We start from the raw sequence: 251 nt of genomic DNA, 5'->3' as shown, positions 1-251 counted from the left end.
CGCGACGGATCAAACATCCGCGCCTTGCGCCAGACCGTCGCCATCACGTCCTGTACGCAATCCTCGGCCATCGCGGGCGTGGCGCCCGACTTGATCAGAAACGCCTTCACCCTTGGGGCGAAATGCGTGAAAAGCGCCGCGAAAGCCGCCTTATCGGCATCGCGCGCCACGGCTTGCATCAGCTTGGCGTAGCGCAGGCTTTCATCGTCTCTGGTCACGTCACGCGGCCCTCCGTCGGCAAATCGACCCTC

Annotated in this window: 1 protein-coding gene; it reads right to left on the bottom strand. The window is 64.1% G+C overall.

Annotation, left to right across the window (positions count from 1 at the left end; translation table 11 throughout):
* Positions 1-218 (bottom strand): sigma factor (locus tag JI667_RS22415; protein WP_368077933.1); only part of this gene is annotated, 218 nt, incomplete at its 3' end.
* Positions 219-251: the final 33 nt, after the last annotated feature.

This window comes from Bacillus sp. NTK074B, from assembly GCF_017303375.1.
Taxonomy (GTDB): domain Bacteria; phylum Bacillota; class Bacilli; order Bacillales; family Bacillaceae_B; genus Rossellomorea.
The sequence above is the reverse complement of the archived record's forward strand: the minus strand, read 5'-3'. Positions and strand labels throughout refer to the sequence as shown.